The sequence below is a fragment of the Planctomycetia bacterium genome, from assembly GCA_034440135.1.
In the GTDB taxonomy this organism is placed as follows: Bacteria; Planctomycetota; Planctomycetia; order Pirellulales; family JALHLM01; genus JALHLM01.
Map to the genome: position 1 here is coordinate 1 of JAWXBP010000467.1, position 2,513 is coordinate 2,513.

A 2,513-nucleotide genomic window follows, 5' to 3' on the forward strand; every position below is an offset into this window, starting at 1 on the left:
CCCTGCCGGGTCTCGATGTAGACACCCTGCTGTCCCTCGAGATAGCAGTACTCGATAGTGTCAATCGAGCTCGGGTCGGCCGCCGTGTACCAGTTGGTGTCGCCAACGCTGGCCACTGCATCGAGGCGTGGTTCCACAATCGGCACCATGGCGCGCACGAACGCGGGCACATCGGCGGAAGACGCGGTTGCCGCCAGATTGATGGGATTGGTGATCTGGACCGCAATGCCTTCGAGCGCCGCCGGGATGATCAGGAACTTCGGGATCAGGTTCAGGATCGTGCCCTTGGGCGCGGTCTGCTTGCGCATCGCCTTGCGCGCAGCGGTGATGTTGGCGACCGCCGTAAGGGCATTGGTGGCCGTCAGATTCTTGTGCGTCGCGTGGAACAGAGGTACGCCATCGGCCATGTTCGCGTTCGCCGTGATCACAGCCCACACGGTGTCGCTCTCGAGCGTGGCGGCCGCGATGCCCAAGCCGGCAGGAATCCGCGTCAACGCCTGCAGGTCGTCGTTGATGACCACTTTTCTGGTGATCGGGACGATGCCGCCCCAGGTCGTGAGCGCGTAGGACTCCTTGGAGTCGCTCAGATAGATGCGAACGAACTCGCCGTTTTCGTTGGTCTTCTGCAACGCGGCGATGTCGCTCAACTGGATGCGATTCACCGGCTTGAAATCGGCGGCGGTGACCTGCCGGCAGAACGGCACGAAGGTGCGGGGCGCCGCGTCATACGCCTGGCGCAGGGTCTTGTTGGCGACGTTCGCGAGGATGTTGGGAAAGTCGCTCGTGGTCATGTTTCCAGCGAAATATTCGGATGCCCCACTGCGACCCTGGAGCGCGACGCGGGCAATCTCGTGCCGGTCCATTCCGCGAGTCTTCACGCCGGCTGCATTCAGACACTCGCGCGCCATGTCCACCAGCGTGAGCCCGGCAAATTCGCGGCCTTTGTCGACCAGTTCGCGAGGCGCGCGAGGATTGCCCCTCAAGAGCAACGCAGCTTCCATCCCTTCGCGCCGCTTGTCCACTTCGTCTTTGCCCCCGAACGTTGCGAGCGGGTTGATGGGAAGAGTCGGATGCTTCTGGAACTCGGCATCGAGCTTCGTCATGATGCGCTCACGAGCCGTGTCGACGGACACGCCCTCGTCAATCAGCGCGGCGAGGAAGGTCTCCTCCACTTTGAATGGGCCGGTCGCGATCGCGCGAATGGTGCTCGCACGCAACCGCTCCGCCTTCACCGCCTCGTCGCGCGCGGCGGCGAGCGAAGCTTCGTTCTGACGGGCCTCAACGCCCGCATCCTGTGTGGTCGTTTCCATGTCAGGTTTCTCCTTTATGTGGGCAGATGCCCGTTGCGTTTCGACTACATTCGGCTGTGCCGGTGGCGTTCCCGCCGCCGACATGAAAGTGGTGGCCGCATCGGCGGGGACGGACAAGAGGGAGATCTCGAACGGTTCCCAATCCGTCGCCGTGAATTCCCTGCGTTCCTGGCCCTTCGGAGTGGTGTCAACTTTCTTGTAGATCCACATGCCGGGGCTGAGGTTCTGAATAATGCCGCCCTTCACGTCGTTCCAGATCGGAGTCACTGCGTCACGTTTGCTGAACTGGATCGTGGCCAGGCCGGTGGATTTCTTTGCCCACGCCTTGCGCACCACGCCGAGTTGACTCTCCACACCGTATGCGCTGTGCGAGTCCAGCACGGGGCCGCCGTTATTCAGGCGATCCATGCGGCAGCCTTTCATGTCGAGGATGAGGTCGTATTCCTCGCCACTGCGCCAGTCAAACCGTGGCACCTTGGCACCCGTGTACCAGACCGCGTCAATGGTACGAGCGTCTTCATTGGCCGACGGCGGAGCGAAGTTCGCCGCCACCGCGAAGCGCTCGACTTGGAATTCGGCGGCTTCCGGATGGCTCTCTGGCTCTGCCGCAGCGGCAGCGATTACCTCCACCGGAGCGGTCTCCAGCGCTGTCCCCGTGATCTCTTCGGGCATAGTTGACTCCTTCCTGTAGGTGCTGATTTACGAGGTGTAGCTTCTCGTGGGCGAATCCCACTGCCGGGCTGAATGTTTCACCGTGCCAGTCTGCTTTGGCGATGGCACCGTCTCGCCGCGGTCGGTCTGTTGCTCGACGCCCTTGTCGTTCACTTTGCGCGGATCGCAGTCCAGGACGATCTGCAACTGGTCGAGCAGCTCGTTCATCCGCTTGATTTCCTGCAACTGCTTCTCGGGGTCGTAGCCGTTCTGTGCGATCGCCTCGGACAATGTCAAAGTGCCTGTGCGGATGCGCTTCAACTCGGCCATGGCATCCTTCAACGGATCGACGGATTCGAACTTGGGCGCCGTCCATTGCACGCCATAGTTCGCCTCGGGAATCTTTCCGATGAAGACCAGGGTGTCAATGAACCTCCGCCACGTCGGGCGGCAGTACATCGGGATCAGCGTCAACCACCGGAACGCCTCGATGGCATTACGGAACCCAAGCATGCCCGCGCGATAAGAAGAATAGTTGACGTTCGACAGATC

2 protein-coding genes are annotated in these 2,513 nt (G+C 61.7%); both read right to left on the reverse strand.

Going from position 1 to position 2,513, the window contains the following annotated elements; translation table 11 throughout:
• The coding region (locus tag SGJ19_26715) for a peptidase U37 (GenBank protein ID MDZ4783856.1) at positions 1 to 1,982 on the reverse strand (1,982 nt) is incomplete at its 3' end.
• Between the two features lie 27 nt (positions 1,983 to 2,009).
• The coding region (locus SGJ19_26720) for a phage portal protein (protein ID MDZ4783857.1) at positions 2,010 to 2,513 on the reverse strand (504 nt) is incomplete at its 5' end.